Annotated in this window: 17 protein-coding genes; 12 read left to right on the top strand and 5 right to left on the bottom strand. The window is 36.5% G+C overall.

Translation table 11 applies throughout. The features are described 5' to 3' along the window. The first annotated feature begins 88 nt into the window (after positions 1-88). From FW780_RS13260 to FW780_RS13285, 6 genes are all read left to right on the top strand, one after another. Positions 89-1,114, top strand: coding sequence for an aminoglycoside phosphotransferase family protein (locus FW780_RS13260; RefSeq protein ID WP_149834028.1), 1,026 nt, complete (start codon positions 89-91; stop codon positions 1,112-1,114). Between the two features lie 44 nt (positions 1,115-1,158). Next, the gene (locus FW780_RS13265) at positions 1,159-1,566 is read left to right on the top strand and encodes a RapZ C-terminal domain-containing protein (protein WP_149834029.1); all 408 of its coding nucleotides are present in this window, start codon (positions 1,159-1,161) and stop codon (positions 1,564-1,566) included. A gap of 108 nt (positions 1,567-1,674) precedes the next feature. Next, positions 1,675-2,388, top strand: coding sequence for a nucleotidyltransferase family protein (locus FW780_RS13270; RefSeq protein WP_149834030.1), 714 nt, complete (start codon positions 1,675-1,677; stop codon positions 2,386-2,388). An 8-nt stretch (positions 2,389-2,396) separates the two neighbouring features. Then, on the top strand, positions 2,397-3,149 hold the full coding sequence (locus FW780_RS13275; protein ID WP_052186347.1) for an LOG family protein: 753 nt from the start codon (positions 2,397-2,399) through the stop codon (positions 3,147-3,149). Between the two features lie 58 nt (positions 3,150-3,207). Continuing rightward, positions 3,208-3,678: a DUF6702 family protein gene (locus tag FW780_RS13280; protein ID WP_228408605.1), complete on the top strand. Its 471-nt coding sequence runs from the start codon at positions 3,208-3,210 to the stop codon at positions 3,676-3,678. A 277-nt stretch (positions 3,679-3,955) separates the two neighbouring features. Then, positions 3,956-4,507, top strand: coding sequence for an inclusion body family protein (locus FW780_RS13285; protein WP_149834031.1), 552 nt, complete (start codon positions 3,956-3,958; stop codon positions 4,505-4,507). A gap of 94 nt (positions 4,508-4,601) precedes the next feature. Here the strand turns inward: FW780_RS13285 and FW780_RS13290 are convergent, their stop codons facing one another. Both FW780_RS13290 and FW780_RS13295 read right to left on the bottom strand, forming a co-directional pair. Continuing rightward, entirely contained in the window at positions 4,602-6,026 is a 1,425-nt protein-coding gene (locus FW780_RS13290) for a DUF5689 domain-containing protein (RefSeq protein ID WP_149834032.1), read from the bottom strand. Positions 6,027-6,052: 26 nt separating this feature from the next. Continuing rightward, the gene (locus FW780_RS13295) at positions 6,053-8,929 is read right to left on the bottom strand and encodes a carboxypeptidase-like regulatory domain-containing protein (RefSeq protein ID WP_149834033.1); all 2,877 of its coding nucleotides are present in this window, start codon (positions 8,927-8,929) and stop codon (positions 6,053-6,055) included. A 249-nt stretch (positions 8,930-9,178) separates the two neighbouring features. Between FW780_RS13295 and FW780_RS13300 the strand changes: the two genes are divergently transcribed. Further along, on the top strand, positions 9,179-10,369 hold the full coding sequence (locus FW780_RS13300; protein WP_149834034.1) for an endonuclease/exonuclease/phosphatase family protein: 1,191 nt from the start codon (positions 9,179-9,181) through the stop codon (positions 10,367-10,369). Between the two features lie 50 nt (positions 10,370-10,419). Beyond that, positions 10,420-10,839: a DUF6146 family protein gene (locus tag FW780_RS13305; RefSeq protein WP_149834035.1), complete on the top strand. Its 420-nt coding sequence runs from the start codon at positions 10,420-10,422 to the stop codon at positions 10,837-10,839. A 70-nt stretch (positions 10,840-10,909) separates the two neighbouring features. On the opposite strand, the gene FW780_RS13310 is transcribed toward FW780_RS13305, so the two are convergent. Together FW780_RS13310 and rho are read right to left on the bottom strand one after the other, a co-directional pair. After that, a complete protein-coding gene (locus tag FW780_RS13310; protein WP_149834036.1) occupies positions 10,910-11,506 on the bottom strand; it encodes a superoxide dismutase in 597 nt (198 codons plus the stop codon). Positions 11,507-11,703: 197 nt separating this feature from the next. After that, complete coding sequence (rho, locus tag FW780_RS13315) at positions 11,704-13,536, bottom strand: transcription termination factor Rho (protein ID WP_149834037.1); 1,833 nt, start codon at positions 13,534-13,536, stop codon at positions 11,704-11,706. A gap of 143 nt (positions 13,537-13,679) precedes the next feature. On the opposite strand from rho, the gene FW780_RS13320 reads away from it, so the two are divergent. From FW780_RS13320 to FW780_RS13335, 4 genes are all read left to right on the top strand, one after another. After that, entirely contained in the window at positions 13,680-14,069 is a 390-nt protein-coding gene (locus FW780_RS13320) for a DUF4293 domain-containing protein (protein ID WP_149834038.1), read from the top strand. A 162-nt stretch (positions 14,070-14,231) separates the two neighbouring features. Next, a complete protein-coding gene (locus FW780_RS13325; protein ID WP_149834039.1) occupies positions 14,232-15,152 on the top strand; it encodes a M28 family peptidase in 921 nt (306 codons plus the stop codon). 222 nt (positions 15,153-15,374) lie between these two features. Further along, complete coding sequence (locus FW780_RS13330) at positions 15,375-17,213, top strand: ABC transporter ATP-binding protein (protein ID WP_149834040.1); 1,839 nt, start codon at positions 15,375-15,377, stop codon at positions 17,211-17,213. 18 nt (positions 17,214-17,231) lie between these two features. Further along, positions 17,232-17,579: a DUF1801 domain-containing protein gene (locus FW780_RS13335; RefSeq protein ID WP_149834041.1), complete on the top strand. Its 348-nt coding sequence runs from the start codon at positions 17,232-17,234 to the stop codon at positions 17,577-17,579. Positions 17,580-17,628: 49 nt separating this feature from the next. On the opposite strand, the gene FW780_RS13340 is transcribed toward FW780_RS13335, so the two are convergent. Continuing rightward, entirely contained in the window at positions 17,629-19,440 is a 1,812-nt protein-coding gene (locus FW780_RS13340; RefSeq protein ID WP_149834042.1) for an autotransporter outer membrane beta-barrel domain-containing protein, read from the bottom strand. Positions 19,441-19,713: the final 273 nt, after the last annotated feature.

Raw genomic sequence — 19,713 nt, forward strand, 5'->3', positions numbered from 1 at the left:
CATCATAATATCCTCTTCCCTTCACATTTTCACTTCTTTAAACTATAATCCCCAACTCATGTTAATTTAGTATATTTGTTTCCATATTATGACTTCTGAAAACGCAAAACGATTTTTTGAAAACCATTTAGGTAAAAAATCTTCCGAATTCGTCACATTAGCTCAAAGCGGTTCTGCGAGGGTAAATTTTCTGGCCACTGCCGGCTCTGAAAAATACATCATCACGTACAATGAAAATATTCCTGAAAATGAAAGTTTCCTATACTATTCTGAGGTATTTTCAAATTTAAAACTCAATACACCCTCTATTCTTGCTGTTTCTGATGACAGAAAAATGTACATCCAGGAATTTTTGGGACGATACACCCTTTCGGAGGTCATTACAAAAGAACAGCAATCTGCTACTGTAAGATCTTTGGTACAGCAGACATTGGAGAGGCTTTTCCAATTACAGATGCAGACACAGGAAAAAATTGATTTTTCAAAAACCTTTGAATATGAAAGTTATGATGAACTTCCTGTGATTCATGATCTTTATTATTTTAAAAACTTTGTGGCTGATTTTCTGGAGCTTGAATACAACAAATCAACCCTTTTAAAGGAATTCAAAAAGATTGCTTTACTCATTGAAAACATTGAGCCTAAAGGAATTATGATCCGTGATTTTCAGGCAAGAAATATTATGGTAAATGAAAAGAATGAAGTTTCTTTCATCGATTACCAGTCTGCAATGAAAGGTCCGCTAATGTACGACGTCATTTCTTTTCTTTTTCAGGCTAAAGCCAACTTCACTGAAGACTTCAAACAGGAAATGCTGGAATTTTATATTCAGCAGTTTGAAAATCCTGAAACAAGGATTCAACTAAAAGATGCGGTGAAGCCTATTCAGATGATGAGATTTCTTCAGGTTTTGGGAGCCTACGGATTCCGGGGGCTGATTCAGAGAAAACAGCATTTTATGGCCAGTTTGAAAAAAGGAATTCAAAATATTACGCAATTTGCCGACTCATGGGAACAAATGAATGATTACCCTGAACTGAAAAAGGTAATTCAGCAGCTGACATCAGACAGAGCAAAGCAAAAAATTGAGGAATTTATAAATTTAAACCATTAAGAAAACTAAATAAGCCTTAACGGTTTAAAAAAATTAAAAAGAATATGCTACACATCGAGATACACAGTTTTTCATACAAGAAAGGAGGAATTCCTAAAGACAATTCCGGAAATGGCGGAGGCTTCGCTTTTGACTGCCGTGGAATTTTAAATCCCGGAAGAATTGAAGAATATAAAATTCAGACCGGAAATGACATTGGAGTTCAGGAATACCTGGAAACAAAAACGGAAATGCCAAAGTTTTTAGAATTGGTAAAATCCCTGGTTTCTATCAATATCGATAACTACCTTGAAAGAGGATTTGAGCATCTGCAGATCAACTTCGGATGTACAGGCGGACAGCACAGATCAGTATACTCCGCTATAAAAATCGCTGAATTTATCCAGGAAAAATATCCTGAAGGAACCCAGATCACCCTTCATCACGATGAACAACCACAACTCAACTCATAAATGATAAGCGATGATTGATAAATGATTAATTTACCACTGTAATTTTAATATCATTTATTAATTGTAAAAGTTTATCATTCATCAACTATCATTTATCAATTATAAAAAATGAAAGCTCTAATTTTCGCAGCAGGAAAAGGCACCAGACTTAAACCGTTTACAGATCACCATCCGAAAGCATTAGCAAAAGTAAACGAGATTCCGCTTCTGGAAAGAAACATCACTTACCTGAAAAGTTTCGGAATAAAGGATTTTGTGATTAACATTCATCATTTTGGAGATCAGATTGTTGATTTCTTACATAAAAACGATAATTTCGGATGCAGGATTGAAATCTCTGATGAAACCAACGAACTTCTTGAAACAGGAGGTGGCTTGATTTTTGCGAGAAAATTTCTAGATCATGGAGAAGATTTTTTAATCATGAATGCGGATATCCTCACCGACCTGGACATCAATGCATTGGTGGAATACCACAAAAAGATAAAAGATTTTGCTACTTTAGCAGTTTCCGACAGAGAAAGCTCGAGAAAACTCCTTTTCAATGATGAAATGGTTTTGAGAGGCTGGCTGAATGTACAGACTGGAGAACAAAGGCTGGCAGAGTTCAACAAAGGCTTTAAAGCTCTTGCTTTTAGCGGAATTCATTGTATTAATCCTACGATCTTCGGAAAAATAAAAAGAACAGGCAAATTTTCTGTTATGGAAGAATATCTGGACCTTATGCAGACCGAGCATATACACGGTTTTGTACACAACAGTATTCTTATCGACGTCGGAAGACCTTCATCTGTAACAGAAGCCGAAAAACATTTTAAATAAATTTTGCAATGGAAATTGATGGAACTAGGGATGAAAGTTTAGTAAATCCGGAACTTGACATTAACGAAACAAAACTACATAACAGTTTCAGACAGAAAACCTGGGACGAAACAATCGCCAAAGACAGCTGGATGGTCTTCAAGGTCATGGCTGAATTTGTGGATGGTTATGAAAAACTGGCCAAGATTGGTCCATGTGTTTCTATATTTGGTTCTGCCCGACTGAAGCCGGAGAACAAATATTATGAAATGGCCGTAGATATTGCGGAAAAGATCACCAAAATAGGCTTCGGAATTATTACCGGTGGTGGCCCAGGTGTCATGGAAGCCGGAAACAAAGGAGCCTTCAATGCTAAAGGAAAATCTATCGGACTCAATATTGATCTTCCTTTTGAACAGCATTTTAATCCGTATATCAATAAATCCTACTCTATGAATTTTGATTACTTTTTCGTGAGAAAAGTAATGTTTGTAAAATATTCTCAGGGGTTTGTAGTAATGCCGGGCGGTTTTGGGACATTGGATGAGCTTACTGAAGCGATGACTCTTATTCAAACCAATAAAATAGGAAAATTTCCAATTGTTCTGGTTGGAAGTGAATTCTGGGGAGGATTGTTAGACTGGTTCAAGGCAACTTTGTTGAAAGAAGGAATGATTGCTGAAGATGATTTGGATCTTTATCGTGTGGTAGATACCGCTGACGAGGCTGTAGCACATATTAAAGCCTTTTATGATAAATATTCTGTGAATGTAAATTTTTAATTGGCATATTATTTGTGACTTATAACTAACAAGTATGATTGTAAATCTATTAATTAAGATGAAAAAACTTTTATATATATCAGGAATTTTAACATTTTTTGTGTTAATGAGTTTTATGTATGTAGACTTTTTCTCTTCAATGACCAAAGTGGATTATGTTGATGGAAGCAAGACATTGAAGTTTACCACAAAAATGAATACAAGCCACATCTCTGATGCAATCAAGATCAACCCCAACACGGCTGGATTTGAAGCAGAGGTAAAAAAATATGTGAACAATAATTTTGATGTATTTGTCAATGGGGCTCCTAAAACGATAACCTTCACGGGAAGTCAGGTCAGTGGAGAAACTGTATGGGTATATTTTGAAACCGGAGGCGTTTCAGATATCAATACCTTAAAGATTAAAAATACGATCCTTTTAAGCGCTTTTCCTAAGCAGATCAATCTGGTGAACATTGCCTACAAAGGCAGCCAGAAAACAATGAACTTTCAAAGAGGAAAAGAAGTGAATGAGGTTTCTTTTTAACGTGAATTAGATTTAACCATTATAAAATGGGTACCCTGGAAAGTAAAACTTTTCAGGGTATTTTTTTTCTAAATCAAAAACAAATCACGCAAAAGAGATTAATTACGTACAAATACTTAATCATCAATTTCAGCATTTACACCGTAACAAATTCAATTTCAGCAATGTACATTTGTATTGTAATTACAACCACAACGTGAAGCCGTAATCACTTTAATAACGGGGCAGAATCTGAAAAGCCAAATGAGTAAGAAACACCAAACTAAAACCAAATATCATGGACGACGTAACACTTAAATCATCGAGTCAGGCAATAGATGTCCTGATTGTAATTGACACGGATTATGTACGAGCAAATTATAAAAACCCCAGTACGGATCCAAATAAGCCTGTAGGAATTGACCATAACAGCCAGCATATGATTGTTTCCAATGCTAACGCTATTTCCGGACAAGGTTCTGCTGACTTAAACTTCAGCGCAAGAGCCGGAGATACAGTTTCATTCAGAGGAACTTCAATCTATCAGAATTCGGATGACGCAGTTATTATTTATAATATTAAATACTGGTCAGGAGATCAGGTTTTTAATAATTTCGTATACAATTCTGTCAGAAGAAAGCAAGCTGCTGTACCAGATGTAAATTCTTTAAACGGCCTTCCTGCCACCTCTGCAGATATCAGCTTTGCCAGTATTGACTCAAAAGTAAGATCTACTGGAAAAGAGAACTTCTATGTACAGTTTGGACTTTACATTTTAGACCCGAATGACAGTAACAAACAGATTTTGTACGGTTACTTTTACTGGGATCCAACAATTACGGTTAAGTAAACGAAAATAAAACCTCGTATAAAACAACTCGGGCGGCTCATATGAGCCGCCCGAGTTGTTTAAGTTTATCAGAAATATATTCTATTCCGATGTATTATTCAATTTTGATATTGTCAATCTGAAGATCGTATATTCCGTCTTTTCCTGTTTTCAGGGCAAACATAGTTTTTCCAGAAGTAGTGTTAAGATCGTTAAGACCTGTAAGGGTAAGCTCAATCAGCCTCCATTGTCCGTTTGTATTGATAGATCCTGTATATGAATTCGTACTTTCCGGACTTAAAGTGGCACCTGTAGAGAATGTTCCTAAATTGAATGTATAGAAGGCAGACGTATTAGGAGCTAGTGGTGTTGCTCTATATACATTGAAAGAAAGTGATTTTCCTGATGCAGTCCCTTTGATATACATTGTAATTCTCTTCGGAGTGGCTGGTACTCCTGATGCAGCATTCGCTGTAAATACATAGTCATTATTGGCAGGTGTACCTTTAATCTGAAGGGAATTTGTACCGTTATACCCCAAACCAGTGCCTTGAGATGCATAAGGCATAAGTCCAAAGCTATTTAAACTTGACAGGAAAGATGGCCAGTTTTCAAAATCAGAGCTCGGGAAAAGATTTACTGCATTGGCAGATGGAAGTTCCGGCTCACCTGGGGTAAATCTGGCGTTCGGGAAGTTAATATCATTAAGATCTCTTATATAAGCCTGATCTGTAAAAACCGTTGTATTACTTGAACTTGTAAAACGGCTCAAAACAAGAACGATATCACCACTTTTTTCATATTTAGGAGCGATCGGAGATTTCCCAAAAGTTGAATAGTTACTGAAACGAAGATCTAACCTTCCTGCTTTTTTATCTGTAATATAACGGTCACCTGTAGCTGATTCATCAGCAAAATTCTTTGTCAATTCAGGTTCTTCAAACTGAACGTTTTTGATTTTTACAAGCTGGTTAATGTGCGCACCATTTTTAAGAGCATCAGAGATAAAGTTGAACTCTAATGGTTTCATTACAGCTACTACAGGCTTCTGTCCGTCGCAAACTCTTGCCATGTAATTAGAAACTTTATTTGGGTTGATTCTACCGATAGGATAGTTAGGATCATAAGAACCTACTTTAATGTTTCCGTTAACACCTTGAACGATCAATCCTTTTAGATTGATTCTTACTAAAGCTCCTACTGGGTAATCAAGATACTGGTTCCCTCCGTCGATATCAATTTCAATACCTTGTGTTGGGTTTTCAGGCTTATCCTGAAGGAACATCATTTTGTAAAGATTTCCGGATTCATCACTTGAAGAAACGTAAGCTTCTACGATGAAATCTTCTTTAATGATATCAGCTTCACCCGGTTTTGCTTTTGCAATGGTTGTAATCTCAGATAACTGGTGATTAGCTGCCGCAAATTTGTTAGTACACTTGATTTCCGGCACCTCATAATCATCGGTTTTTACACAAGACGAGAATGCCAGCATTGAAATGGCCGTAAAGATCGCTGCTTTAAAATATATATTTTTCATTGTTTTCGATTTTTAATTTTAGTTTTTTAGAATCTGAATTGAAGGTTAACAAAATAAGATCTACCCTGATTATACCAATATTTAGGAGCGAATACCATGTTTCCGCTGTCATAGTCATTAGCATAGTCAGTATAATTAACGTTTCTCGTCTGCTCAAATCCACCTGTAATAAAGTTTCTGTTATTAAGGATGTTATTTACAGATGCAGACACCAATACATAATATTTACCGATCATCCAGGATTTACCTGCATTCACATTGAAGAAGAACGCTGAAGGTAATTTTGTTGGAGCCAGAATTCTTGCAAGCTCTTCCGAAGTTACGTCATCATAAGGGACTCCCGGTGTATTAGGGTTTGTATAGAATCTTTCTGTTCTGGTTACCGGAGACGGATCAAGGAACGAATGTCCGAAATAATTCCATGTAGCTCCTACCCACCAGTATTTGGGACTGCTGTAACGAAGACCTAACGTGTATGCCTCCTGAGGTGTTCCTCCTTGTCTGTAGTTTTTAAGAGTAGCCTCTCCCATGTTGGTATAAGATCTTGATACGATATTTCCGTTTCCGTCAAGTTCTCTGAACGTTCCTACAGCATCAGATGCAAAATAAACGGTAGGGTTATTGGTATAAGTATATTGTCCTACACTTAATAATCCGCTGGCTGTCAAAGTAGGAGTAACTTTCACCTGCGCTCCAAGCTCAATACCCATATTTCTTTTGTTAGCACCTGCCAATACCTGTGTAATGAAAGCACCATCCTGAACAGGGGTCTGATCACCGCTTTCCGTAAGAGTTGTTAGTTTAACTCCCTGTGCGAAATATCTCTGTACACTTGTTTCATTTTGAGTATTAACAAGGTAACCTGTCAATCTAAGTTTAACAATCGGAGTAGAAATTACATAACTTAAATCGTTGGCATCAACAACAACGTTCTTGATTCCCGGAGTTGTAACACCGCTTACTCTTGTATTAAAATAAATATCATTTAAGAATGGAGACTGTGAAAAGTAAGCTCCGTTATAAACCAGGAAGTTTCTACCGTTGATTTTATAGGTAACCTGACCTTTAACACCTGCATTCCAGAAGTTTTGGTCTGCTCCTTTTCCGTATGAAGATTCATATAGGTAGTGTTGGAATAAACCTTCTCTGCTGTTCGTAGTATATCCGAATAATCCTGAAATAAAAACATCAAATTTCCCTGTTGAAAATTTGAAAGCAGGATTTACTTTAAATTCCTGTCTTCTGAAAATATAGCTGTACCCAATTTTGTCACCTTCTCTTTTGGCAACATCAGTATCACTTTCTCTAGTATTGAATTTACCCCAAACGCTTCCTGCAGTAGTATTGGATGCAAACGGGTCCATATTCAGGGCAAAATCAGCACCTAAAAGATCGTTTACTTCTCTGTACTGTTCAGATCTGTAGTTTTGATAAGATAAGTTTAAAATAAAACGGGATGTATCACTAAAATTATAAGTATAGTGGGTAGCCACATTCCATACTTTATCATCTTTTACGTCATCTACAAGAAAATACGCAGCTCTTCTGCCCCCAAGCATAGCATTGTACTCTACGTTTCTGTTGGCATTATAAAGATTATCCCAGTTGATCTGAGTATGCGACTGATCATCATTGGTCCACCAGTCTCTTGTAATTCCGATATTAGCAGCTTGTTCCGGAGACGGATTTGTATAGTTTAACCAATAGCTTGGTAAATTACGGTAATAGGTTGGAGACGGGTTATTAGCTCTGTACCAATCCAGTCTTGAACTGTATTCTTTACCAAACTGGTAAGAAACAGAGGTCCATAGCTGAGAGTTTTTATTGATTTTCCAGAAGTCCTGCAATTGAATCATCGGCTGGAAACCTCTTTTTACCCTCTCATTTCTTTTATCTCCGTTTTGCCATCCCCAATATGAATTGTAATGAACTCCTCTGAAATCATAGACTTCCTGAGTACTTGGACTTGAAGAACTTCTCTCATATTTAGAACCGATGGCATTTAAAGTCATCGTATGGCTGTCACTGAATTTCTTCTCAATACCAAGATACCCACTGTATGCATCATAAGCAGTACCATCCTGAATCCCTTCCTGTGCCCATCTTCTTGCAATCATTCCTGTAAATGCCCATCCGTTCTTGTTCATTCCGGAAGAGAATCTGTAAGATAGTCTGTTAGTATAGTTTCTATTGGTCAGGGAGTATGTCAGCTGACTTCCTTTTCTGTACTCGCTGGCTTTAGTATTCTTATAAAATACTCCGGTAGTACCTCCGAAAGCATATTCTGAAGGTGCATGATTAGCCGCAATTTCCGGATAACGGGTGATTTCGTTCAATCCTCCCCAGGTACTGAAATCTACATCTCCGTTATCTGCAGCAGCCATAGAAATCCCGTTGATCATATTCTCACCTGTTCTGCTATCAATTCCTCTTGGGCGGAACCAGTATGGTCCTAAATCGAAACTTGCAATTCTGTTGAATACATCCTGAGAAGACTGCAGTAAGCCTACTGTTGCCGTTTGCTGTGCGCCGCCACCATCACTTTCTCCGGAATCCTCCACAATAGCTAAACCCTGATCTGCACCATTCAATGCAGAATAAAGAGTAATTACTCCAAGATCTTTTCTCTTCTCATTAGTAGTTACGTCAAATTCAAAAATTTTAGTTTCAAAATTCGGCTTTGTAACCATAATTTGATAATGCCCTGGCATCAAGTCAGTAAATTGGAAATAACCGATTTTGTCTGCCGTTGCATCATTTCCTGCTCCTTTTAAATCTACATTTGCTTGCTCAACAGGCTTTCCTTCCGCATCCTTAAGATACGCAAACACTGTTGTCTGCGCATAATAATATGAAGCAGGCAGCAAAGTAAATAAAGAGATTAATGATAGTTTTTTAATCATGAGTATATTTATTTTTTAATACTTTTCTTGTTAATTTTCAACAGTTTAAAAGTTGGGGGCACAAATTTAATCAAATTTTATAATTCAAAACTTTTTTAACAATATTTTTCCTTAACACTGCAAGCTTTTAAGAATCATTATGTAAATGATACTGAGATAATTGCTTTTAAATTTACAAATATTTAAAACGTAGTGAATTAAAAAAAGTAAATTTGTAAATTAAATAGTATTAATAATAACTCAAAGAAGATGAAGAGATTTTCGAGTCTGTTTGCCATCATTATTTCGATCATGGCATTTTCACAGCAACAAGGAAAACTGAGAAAAGTAGCTACCGTAGGTTTTTTAAACGTAGAAAACCTTTGGGACACTATCCGTTCAGCGGATTATATTGATGGAACCAAAGACATTAAAAATCCCGCTTTTCACAGAAGTATTCCTATAGATTCTATCAAACTTCTAGAAGCTGAAAAATATGACGGACCATGGAGCGATGGTGCTTTAATTGGTAAAAAAGTAGTAAGAGAACAAGGTGGTTCTGAGGAATTTACCCCAAAAAGCGCAAAGAACTACGGCACAAAGATTTATAAAGCTAAATTGGCCAACGAAGCCAAAGTAATTTCTGAAATGGGGGCACAGTATACAAAAACGGCTCCTGCAGTAGTGGGTTTAATTGAGGTTGAAAACAGACAGGTCATTCAGGATCTGATCAACGAACCTGCTTTAAAGAAATATGATTATGGAATCATTCATTACAACTCTTATGACTACAGAGGAATTGACGTTGCATTGATCTATCAGAAAAGAAGATTTACCCCTACTAATTCATTAAAAAAAGAGCTGAAAATATACGGTGACAACGGAAGAAGAGAATATACGAGAGATATCCTTGTTGTAACAGGGTTTCTAGATAATGAAAAGGTGGCATTTTTTATGAACCACTGGCCATCAAGAAGAGGAGGCGAAGCAATTTCCTTACCTAAGAGAAATGCTGCCGCCGCTTTATTGAAACAACAGATGGACAGCATAAGAGCTGCAGACCCAACTACGAAGCTTTTTGCAATGGGTGACTTTAATGATGACCCTGTAAGCCCAAGTCTAAAAAACCACCTGAAAGCTCAGGCTGCACCTAAAGATCTAAGTGAAGAAACACCATACCTGAATCTGATGTATCCTTTATACAAGAAAGGCGTGGCATCTCTTGCCTATCAGGATGCACCAAATCTTTTTGATCAGATTATTGTTTCTAAAAATGTAATTTCAGATCAGGTAACTAAAGAATATTCTGTATACAAAACAGAAATTTTCGCACCGGCTTATTTAGTCAATAAAGAAGGAAATTATAAAGGTTACCCTTTCAGATCCTGGAATGGAGACCAGTTTACAGGAGGCTACAGCGACCACTTCCCCGCATTTGTAGTTCTTCAGAAAGAACCATAAAAAGTTAGGCACTCTTATTGGAGTGCTTTTTTTATGTAAATACCTATATCATGAAAAATATTGTTTTATTAGTAATGATTGCATTGATTCCTTTCAGCTGCTTTTCTCAGGAAAAAGCAAAGAAAGATAAAGAACAACATGAAATGAAGCCTTCTAAAAATGAAGACGGAGAATGGGAGCTGACAGTCATTGATACACAATTCGATTATTTTTTGAATGCTGTTGCCAAACCTATCAGCCAGTATACAGAATCTTATCTGAAAACAAAAAACACATTTTTGGTCAACGAATGGAACAGTTACTATAATTCCGGCAGGTATAGAAATATCATAGAATCCGGGATAGATTATGATCCTCAGGAAAATTACGGGATCAAGTTTGAGTATAAATTATATCAGGTTTTTGTGTATGTAAACTGGAAATACAAATTAAGACTGAACGGTTTATCCGGAAGCGATGCCATAAGGTAGTTTACAACTACACTCAATAAAAAAAGGTTCAGAAATTCTGAACCTTTTCATTTTTATAATAGCCTGAAAATTATTTATTGAATAATTCCTCTACTTTATCCCAGTTTACAACATCGAAGAATGCAGAAACATAGTCAGGTCTTCTGTTTTGGTAGTTTAAATAGTAAGCATGCTCCCAAACATCCAATCCTAAAACCGGAGTTCCTTTAACGTCTGCTACAGGCATTAATGGGTTGTCCTGGTTTGGTGTAGAAGAAACAGATACAGAACCGTCAGCATTTTTTACCAACCAAGCCCATCCTGAACCGAATCTTGTTTTAGCAGCATCAGAAAAGTCAGCTTTGAATTTCTCAAGACCTCCATAGTTTTCGATAGCAGCTTTTACATTTCCTACAGGTTCTTTGCTTCCTCCTGGAGTTAAAATTACCCAGAATAAAGAGTGGTTGAAGTGACCTCCTCCATTGTTTCTTACTGCTGGTTTATCAGTTCCTGTCTGGCAGATTTCTTCGATAGTTTTTCCTGCTAGATCAGTTCCTTCAATTGCTTTATTTAAATTGTCAATGTATGCCTGGTGGTGTTTTGTATGGTGGATTTCCATAGTTCTTGCATCAATAGTTGGCTCTAATGCATCATATGCATATCCTAATTGTGGTAATTCAAATGACATAATCTTTATTTTTAATGTTATATTCCAAAATTAGCCAATATTTAAGGGATTATCAAGGATTGAAGATTACTTTAATAAATCTTTAACATTGATACATTGATTTAGAATGAATTAAGTTTTAATTTTTTTTATTTACAACCAACAAAAAGCACGAACCAAGTGGTCCGTGCTTTCCATTTAACAATATTAAATTAAATTTATTTATTCATAGACATCAGGAATTCTTCATTATTCAGAGTTCCTTTGATGTTCTTATTTACAAATTCCATAGCTTCTACAGGGTTCATTTCAGAAAGGTATTTTCTGAAGATCCACATTCTCTGAGAAGTTACTTCATCAAGAAGCAGATCATCTCTACGTGTGCTTGAAGAAATTAAGTCGATCGCAGGATAAATTCTTCTGTTAGCAATTTTTCTGTCTAGCTGAAGCTCCATGTTACCAGTACCTTTAAATTCTTCAAAGATTACTTCATCCATTTTAGAACCTGTATCAATAAGTGCAGTTGCAATAATTGTCAGAGATCCTCCCCCTTCAATTTTTCTTGCTGCTCCAAAGAATCTTTTTGGCTTGTGAAGAGCATTGGCATCTACCCCACCGGAAAGAACTTTACCTGACGCAGGAGTAACGGTGTTGTATGCTCTTGCTAATCTCGTAATTGAATCCAGTAAGATGACAACATCATGTCCGCACTCAACCATTCTCTGTGCTTTCGCAAGAACAAGGTTAGCTACTTTCACATGTTTTTCAGCTGCCTCGTCAAATGTAGAAGCAATAACTTCTGCATTTACACTTCTTTCCATATCAGTAACCTCTTCCGGACGTTCGTCAATCAGAAGAACCATCATGTATACTTCCGGGTGGTTAGCTGCAATAGAATTAGCAATATCTTTAAGCAACATCGTCTTACCTGTTTTAGGTTGTGCAACGATCATTGCTCTCTGACCTTTTCCGATAGGAGCAAATAAATCTACAATTCTTGTCGAAATCGTGGAGTTGCTTCCTGCTAAATTAAATTTTTCTTCAGGGAAAAGCGGAGTAAGGTATTCAAAAGCAACACGGTCTTTGATAAATGCAAGGTCACGTCCGTTAACTTCTGTAGGCTTTAATAGTGAAAAATATTTCTCCCCTTCTTTTGGAAGTCTTACAATTCCTTTTACAGTATCTCCGGTTTTTAAACCATAATTCCTAATCTGTGCTGTAGATACATACACATCATCTGGAGAAGAGATATAACTGAAATCTGACGAACGTAAAAATCCGTAGTTATCCGGTAAAATTTCCAAAACACCTTCAATACTTACCAATCCATCGAAATTAAATTCTTTTTTATGGTCATGCTGCTCCTCTGCCTTTTCAGAATGTCTGTTCTGATTTTGGTTTTGATGCTGCTGGTGTTGGTTTTGGTTTTGATTTTGGTTTTTATGTTGGTTTCCACTGTTCTGTGGATGATTGTGTCCTTTTTGAGGTCTGTTAGCCTGTTGTTGAGGAGGGTTATTCGGCTTTTCTTCAGCCTGAGCAGGCTCTTGAGATTCTGTGTTTTTTGGAGCTTCTGTTTTTTCCTGAGATACTTCTGCGTTACCAGTATTGGTAGAAACTCTTTTTCTTTTCTTTTTAGCTTGAGCTGCGGCTGATACATCTTCTGTGGTGGCCGCTACTGATACTTCTGCTTTAGGTTCTTCCTGTTTTATTTCTTCAGGAGCCGGTGCCTTTTCTTCTACTTTTTCCTCTATCTTAGGTTCTTCCGGAGCTTTCGTATTTGCTTTTGGTTTTGCTGCCGTTTTTTTCGGAGCAGCTTTTCTTACCGGGGCTTTGGCAGGTTTATCTGCTGGGGCCTCTTCAGTAGTTATACTGGTAGTTTCTGTGGCGTTGAAATAATCTTTTGCAACTTTAGGGTTAGAAGCCTGAAAGTCAAGAATAGCAAAGATCTTGTCATTTTCATTGCTGGTTCTTGCAACTTTAACGCCCAAATCTTTTAAGATTTTAGTCAGTTCCGTTACGGATTTTGACCTTAACGTTTCTATGTTAAACATATTTATGTAAAAATGTAATTAATTGTGAGTAAGAAAAGTAAGTCCGGTGACTTTTGTTTTCAAGTACATTGTATAATGCAAATCTACACTTATTTTTGAATTGTGCAAAATTTATGTTATTTTTGCCAAGAATTTAATATTCAATGCTACAGAGAATACAAACTATATGGACGTTATTGGCAGTTTTAGCTGCTGTTTTCCTTTTTATAACAGGACAGGATGTTGTCATTTCCGACAGTATTCCTTTACTTAATATTGGCAGTATAGTACTTGTAATCATTGGAGCATTAAGTATTTTTAGTTTCAAAAACAGAAAAAGACAAATTTTGCTGAATACCATCAGCATCATTATAAACGTTTTGTTGATTGGTGTATTGGCGTACTGGTTACTAAACTTATCCGGAGGAATTCAGTTTCCTGAGAAGGGTATTGAGCCGATTTTCCCATTAATTGCGGTAATATGTCTGCTTATTGCAAACGTTTACATCCGCAAAGATGAGAGGCTCGTAAAATCTGTAGACAGACTTCGATAGCCTTACAACGATTTTTTGAGTGAGAACAGCTTCTTTTATGGAGCTGTTTTTTATTTGTCTATTTATATAGTCTGTATCATCACATCAATTAATTTATGTAAATTCATTGCAACTTTTTGATCAGAACTGCGACAGATCATATAACTTAATAAAAGACGTTAAATGAAAAAGCTAACATACCTTACTTTATCACTATTCTCTATATTTACTTTTGCACAGGAAGTTTCCAAAGAAAGAGTAAAAACAGTTCTTTCCACTCTCGCCTCAGATGAAATGAAGGGCCGTGAAATCGGAACTCAGGAAAATGAAAATGCAGCCAACTACATTGCCAAACTCTTCAAAGAAAATAATCTAGAATACTGCACAGGAAAATCTTATCTGGTACCATTTGATTATAATGGGAAAACGGTATACAATGTCTGCGGTATAAAAAAAGGAAAAACAGATCAGTATCTTGGCTTTTCAGGGCATTTTGATCATATTGGAACCAGTGATAAAAGTGGTGACAACATTTATAACGGAGCAGATGATGATGCCAGCGGAATCACGACTCTGGTAGGTATTGCCGATTATTTTAAAAATAAAAAGCCAGAATTCTCAATGGTTTTCATGGCATTCAATGGAGAGGAGAAAGGAATGCTTGGTTCGAGAGCGATTTCAACGGATAAAAATCTGGATCACATTTATAATAAGATGACTGCTCTTTTCAATTTTGAAATGGTAGCTACAGAATCTCAATGGGGAAAAAATACATTGTATATGACGGGAGACGGATTTTCAGATCTTGATGAACTTTTCAATAAAAATGCAGTGAACGGATTAAAACTCAATCCAGATCCATATGCGAAACAGCAACTTTTCTATCGTTCAGACAATGTCAGCTTTGTAAAAAAGAAAATTATTGCCCATTCATTCTCTACCGTTGACATGACGAAAGCCTCTCATTACCACCACGAAAATGATGATATCAACATCGTAGATTTTGATAACATGACACAGATCATCAATAACTTTGGAAAAACTCTGGATAAACTTAATCCTAAAAATTTTACTCCGAAGTATAATGACCAGGTGAAATTGTAATTAAAACATCATATAAAGAACCGCTGTTTAAGCGGTTTTTTTATTAAACAGCCACAACCTTTTATCTTTTAATACATAAATTATTTATTAAAAAATAAAGTACATTACCCCTGAGTTGTAACAAAAAGACATTTTTTGGAACATATCCATTAAAGTAAAACAGGATTAAGAACGTCTTATCTTTTAATTTTACGTAATTTTGCTATCCAATTTTTTCATTGAATGAACCAATATATTAAAATACTGAAGTTCGCAAGACCTCACCAAAAATACATCTACGGAAGTTTGTTTTTCAACCTTATGTACTCTGTATTTCAGATTGCTTCCTTAGGGACTATTCTACCGGTTTTGGGAATGCTTTTCGGAACCATTGAGGCTAAAAAATACAGTCATCCGCCTGTTTATTCGGGAGAGATTTTAGATTTTTTCTCTTATGCAAAAGAGTACGCCAATTATTATGTTCAGAGTTTAGTAACTGAGCATGGAGCGCTTAACGTTTTGGCCTGGCTTTGCGTGATAACCGCTTTTATGTTTTTACTGAGAAACCTTTTCAGATATTTAGGTTCGTTTTTACTGATCAATTATCGTGTAGGTGTTACGCAAGACCTTCGTGGAGCGATGTACAGAAAGATTCTTTCTTTACCTGTTTCCTTTTTTACAGAAAGCAGAAAAGGGGATCTGATGTCTCGTATGTCAAATGACGTGGGCGAAGTTGAAGGTAATATTTTGGGAAGTTTGGTTGAATTAATCAATGCACCATTTATGTTGATCAGCACATTGGTGACACTTTTCTTTTTAAGTACAGAGATGACTCTTTTCTCACTTCTGGTATTACCTGTAATGGGAACGATGATTGCTTTAATAGGAAAAAGCCTGAAAAAAGACTCTCACGAAGCTCAGAATGAAATGGGAACTATCTTCTCAATCGTAGACGAAACATTAAAGTCTACAAAGGTGATTAAGATTTTCAGTGCAGAAAAAATAATGGACAACCGTTTTATGCAGTCAATGCAGAAATGGATCAACAGCTCCATAAGATTAGGAAGAAAAAAGGAACTGGCATCTCCGATGAGCGAATTTTTAGGTTCCGTTACTTTCTTAATTATCGCTTGGTACGGAGGAAAGCAAATTATTGTTGAACAAAGTATTTCACCGGCTGATTTCTTGGTTTTTCTGGGAATTTTCTTCCAGATTTTACCTCCTGTAAAAAGTTTGTCTCAGTCAATTTCAAATGTACAGAAGGGAGAAGCTTCTCTTGAAAGAGTTTTAGCAATTCTAGATGCTGATGTAAAAATTGACGAAATAGCAAATCCTGTTTCCATCTCAACATTAAATCATTCTATCGAATTTAATAATATTGGTTTTTACTACGATAAAGACCATACAATTCTTAAAAACTTCTCACTTTCTATTCCAAAAGGAAAAACAGTTGCTCTTGTCGGGCAAAGTGGAAGTGGTAAAACAACAATTGCCAATCTTTTAGCACGATTCTATGATGTTTCTGAAGGAGACATCATGATTGACGGAACTAATATTAAACATTTAAAATTAGACGAATACCGCAAGCTTTTGGGTATGGTAACTCAGGAGTCTGTATTATTCAATGATTCCGTTTACAATAATATCCTGATGGGTAAACCTGATGCAACAAGAGAAGAAGTGATTGCTGCCGCAAAAATTGCCAATGCAGACGCATTTATCACAAGGCTTCCTGAAGGATATGATTCCAATATCGGAGATGACGGTGGTAAACTTTCCGGAGGTCAAAAGCAGAGAGTTTCTATTGCGAGAGCAGTATTGAAAAACCCGCCAATTATGATTCTGGATGAAGCAACCTCTGCACTGGATACGGAATCTGAAAGATTTGTACAGGATGCACTGGAGAAAATGATGGAAAACAGAACTTCTCTGGTAATCGCCCACCGTCTTTCAACCATTCAGAAAGCAGACTGGATTGTAGTGATGGAGAAAGGTGATATTGTAGAACAAGGAACACATCATGACCTGATTGCTAAAAAAGGAATGTATAATAAACTGGTTGAACTTCAAAACTTTGACTAATATTTTAATTCAAGTAAAATGAACCCTATACAAGAGTATTTCTACAGAATCGAAGAGCCTGAAAGAAGTACTCTTTTATTTTTACGTGATCGTATCTTAGCTTCAGATCCCGAAAATATTACAGAAACATTCAGTTTTGGGCTTCCATTTATCAAGTACAAAAAGAAAATGCTGTGTTATTTTTATTACAGCAAAAAATACAGGAAACATTATATCAGCTTTTACCACGGTGACAAACTGGATTATCCGGAGCTGATTCTGGATGGCAGAAAGAAGTTTAAAATCTTCTTAATTGATCCTGAAGAAGATCTTCCTGTAGAATTCATATTAAGCCTTACAGAAGAGATTAAAAAGTATATAAAATAAAAAACTCCGGCACGAATAATCGTGCCGGAGTCATCTTTAAAAAACTTTATCATTTTGTGTTTATTCCACTGAATTCTGCCTTTTTAATTGCCCAGGCAAGAGCGTTTGCATAGAATATTGAGTTATATACATTCATTTCATAAGCAGCTGCTCCATTGCCATAATTTGGTTTGGCAATTGGCTTATAATTAGCATCTGCATAGAACGGGCATATCGTATCTGAGGTATTTGGGGAAGTAACTGATCCACATTGAGAGTTGAATCCACCATCTCCTACCCAGATGAAGTTTAACGTATTGTGTTTAAATGCAGTTACACGACCTACGGTTCCTGATGGTGAAGCTGTAGAGATGTTTGTATCTCCTGAATATACCGTAATTTCACTGGTAGGAAGCCCTGTTGCATACGTTGTAGAAGAAGCATCTTCTCCCCATTGCAATCCTCTGATATCTCCAAAAGGACCGTTCAATACTTCATCGTTTGTCATGGGCAGTTTATAGATAGCCCCAGCACTGTTTACACTTCCAGTGTTTACTGATCCGTCAAAAACATTTCTGAAAAGGTTCTGCATTCCGCTGTTACTTTCAGAATAAGCAACAATTACCCCTCCTTTTGCCAGATAATTCTTTAATACCTGTGCTTCTGCAGCATTCATACCCCATGCATATCCTATGACAATAATATCTACAGGATTAGCACCGGTTGTCCAGGTTGTAAGCTGTGCAGCGCTTGGACTGTCTGTACCGTCTATAATCTGGTCCCATCCTTCATATTTTACGATGCTGTTGGCCAGAGTTCCAAAATTAGCGGCAGCTTTAGTTACCATTCCGGATGGAGAAGTTCCTGACACATTATATCCACAACCATTTGGAGCCGTTCCAATGGTTAAAAGTTTTTTCTTCGGAACAACTACAATCACATTTACAGTACATGTGGTGGATACCCCTCCCTGGCTGTCAGAAGTAATTGTCATTGTCTTTACTGATGTAGAAGACGGCGTTCCTGTTCCGCCTAATGTTATATTCTGATTTCCTGTTGCAGTAAATGTTCCTGACCCACTGAAAGAAATTCCGTCAACAGTGTTGGTTGTAATGGTGTAACTTCCCAATGTTGAAACATTCACAGGTAAAGTAATTGTATTTGATGCCGTAAGGGCAGTCCCTACTTTATATACTCCATTTACTGTTGCACTTCCACAGCTCATGGTATATGTTCCTGCAGGACTCAATACCGCAATAGAGATTGCCGGAGTACAGGTAACAGCAGTTCCATTCGCCTCAAGGGAGACATTGTCTGTCTGGATATTCAGAGGAATTCCCTGTCCCGGAATCTGGATCGTTTGCGTTCCTGTATTTAAAAACACTCCTGTTCCGTAAAAGTTATATCCGTTTGTTGTAGTTCCGGAAATAGTATAGTTACCTACTTTTGTAACATTGACAGCAATACTCAGGTAATTTGAATTGGTAAGCTCTTTTCCTTTTACATAGCTTCCCATTGCTTTGGAAGCGGAGCAATCTATTGTAAAAACAGATTTACCCATCTGTCCGCAAACACTTTTCCATTCATTATCTGCAAGGCTCCAGTAATTAAAACAATCTTCTGTAGTATTGTAAATCGTCAGTCCATCATCTTTGGATTGATCGATTACAATTGCATTTCGTTGTGCTTCTGTAAGCCGTGGAATCAATATTCCTTTGTTATTGTTTCCTGAGATGACATCCAAAACAGAATTGGCATTAGGGGTTGTAGTGTTAATTCCAACAGCTCCATTATTGGCTTGTGAATAAAATTTTCCAAAGGTAAAGAGCAGTGCTATCAGCAAGACTTTGATTGGGGGAATTGTAAATTTTGTTTCCATCATTTTAAAGTTATAATTGTTTAATGATTAAAATTTTTAACTAAGTCATTTAACCGTCACAAAATTATCACTCACAGACAATTACAAATTAATTCTCTCTACGCAATACTACTCACGCGTAGTAAAACTCACAAAATCACAACAGATTACAATCATATATCAATACAAACAAAAAGGTGAGTTATTTAATTTAATTCAATAATAAATTCAAAAAATTATAGCCAATCAAACATACAAACCACTATCAGTTATTTATTAAAAATAATAATTCAATTA

The organism is Chryseobacterium sediminis (genome assembly GCF_008386505.1).
In the GTDB taxonomy this organism is placed as follows: domain Bacteria; phylum Bacteroidota; class Bacteroidia; order Flavobacteriales; family Weeksellaceae; genus Chryseobacterium; species Chryseobacterium sediminis.

Excerpts from the sequence above, each read along its gene's own strand:
- FW780_RS13260 (WP_149834028.1), top strand. The coding sequence starts at position 89 with ATGACTTCTGAAAACGCAAAACGATTTTTTGAAAACCATTTAGGTAAA.
- FW780_RS13265 (WP_149834029.1), top strand. The coding sequence starts at position 1,159 with ATGCTACACATCGAGATACACAGTTTTTCATACAAGAAAGGAGGAATT.
- FW780_RS13270 (WP_149834030.1), top strand. The coding sequence starts at position 1,675 with ATGAAAGCTCTAATTTTCGCAGCAGGAAAAGGCACCAGACTTAAACCG.
- FW780_RS13275 (WP_052186347.1), top strand. The coding sequence starts at position 2,397 with ATGGAAATTGATGGAACTAGGGATGAAAGTTTAGTAAATCCGGAACTT.
- FW780_RS13280 (WP_228408605.1), top strand. The coding sequence starts at position 3,208 with ATGAAAAAACTTTTATATATATCAGGAATTTTAACATTTTTTGTGTTA.
- FW780_RS13285 (WP_149834031.1), top strand. The coding sequence starts at position 3,956 with ATGGACGACGTAACACTTAAATCATCGAGTCAGGCAATAGATGTCCTG.
- FW780_RS13290 (WP_149834032.1), bottom strand. The coding sequence starts at position 6,026 with ATGAAAAATATATATTTTAAAGCAGCGATCTTTACGGCCATTTCAATG.
- FW780_RS13295 (WP_149834033.1), bottom strand. The coding sequence starts at position 8,929 with ATGATTAAAAAACTATCATTAATCTCTTTATTTACTTTGCTGCCTGCT.
- FW780_RS13300 (WP_149834034.1), top strand. The coding sequence starts at position 9,179 with ATGAAGAGATTTTCGAGTCTGTTTGCCATCATTATTTCGATCATGGCA.
- FW780_RS13305 (WP_149834035.1), top strand. The coding sequence starts at position 10,420 with ATGAAAAATATTGTTTTATTAGTAATGATTGCATTGATTCCTTTCAGC.
- FW780_RS13310 (WP_149834036.1), bottom strand. The coding sequence starts at position 11,506 with ATGTCATTTGAATTACCACAATTAGGATATGCATATGATGCATTAGAG.
- rho (WP_149834037.1), bottom strand. The coding sequence starts at position 13,536 with ATGTTTAACATAGAAACGTTAAGGTCAAAATCCGTAACGGAACTGACT.
- FW780_RS13320 (WP_149834038.1), top strand. The coding sequence starts at position 13,680 with ATGCTACAGAGAATACAAACTATATGGACGTTATTGGCAGTTTTAGCT.
- FW780_RS13325 (WP_149834039.1), top strand. The coding sequence starts at position 14,232 with ATGAAAAAGCTAACATACCTTACTTTATCACTATTCTCTATATTTACT.
- FW780_RS13330 (WP_149834040.1), top strand. The coding sequence starts at position 15,375 with ATGAACCAATATATTAAAATACTGAAGTTCGCAAGACCTCACCAAAAA.
- FW780_RS13335 (WP_149834041.1), top strand. The coding sequence starts at position 17,232 with ATGAACCCTATACAAGAGTATTTCTACAGAATCGAAGAGCCTGAAAGA.
- FW780_RS13340 (WP_149834042.1), bottom strand. The coding sequence starts at position 19,440 with ATGATGGAAACAAAATTTACAATTCCCCCAATCAAAGTCTTGCTGATA.